The sequence below is a fragment of the Scandinavium hiltneri genome, from assembly GCF_024764835.1.
Taxonomy (GTDB): domain Bacteria; phylum Pseudomonadota; class Gammaproteobacteria; order Enterobacterales; family Enterobacteriaceae; genus Scandinavium; species Scandinavium hiltneri.
Genome location: NZ_JALIGE010000024.1, coordinates 1 through 423, shown reverse-complemented (window position 1 = coordinate 423; position 423 = coordinate 1). Strand labels below are relative to the sequence as shown.

Genomic DNA, 423 nt, shown 5'->3' with positions numbered 1-423 from the left:
GGTGTGGAGCGGGGCCAGGTGATCGAGGTGCAACCGGCGGTGAGCGTCGGGGAACAGTGGCTGGATGTCTGTGCACTGGCGGAGATCCCGGCTAACGCCGGTATGGCTGCCCGCCTGGGGCAGCGGCAAATTGCGTTGTTCCATCTGCCGGACAGCGGCGTTTATGCGTTGGCCAACCAGGAACCGGACAGCGACGCCAACGTACTGGCACGTGGGTTGTTGGGGGACGTGGCGGGCGAACCTGTGGTGATTTCCCCACTCTATAAGCAGCGTTTCCGCCTGAGTGACGGTATCTGTGTGGATAATGTCGAGCGTGCTGTCACCGCCTGGCCGGTGCGGGTAGAGGAAGGCCGCGTGTGGGTGTGCAGTACACCGCTGGCGGTGCAGGCCCAACTGCCGGAAACGGCGGAAGTGACCTCATGA

1 protein-coding gene is annotated in these 423 nt (G+C 63.8%); it reads left to right on the top strand.

Going from position 1 to position 423, the window contains the following annotated elements; genetic code table 11:
* A partial coding sequence (nirD, locus tag MUU47_RS00100; RefSeq protein ID WP_258986102.1) for a nitrite reductase small subunit NirD occupies window positions 1-423 on the top strand: 423 nt, incomplete at its 5' end.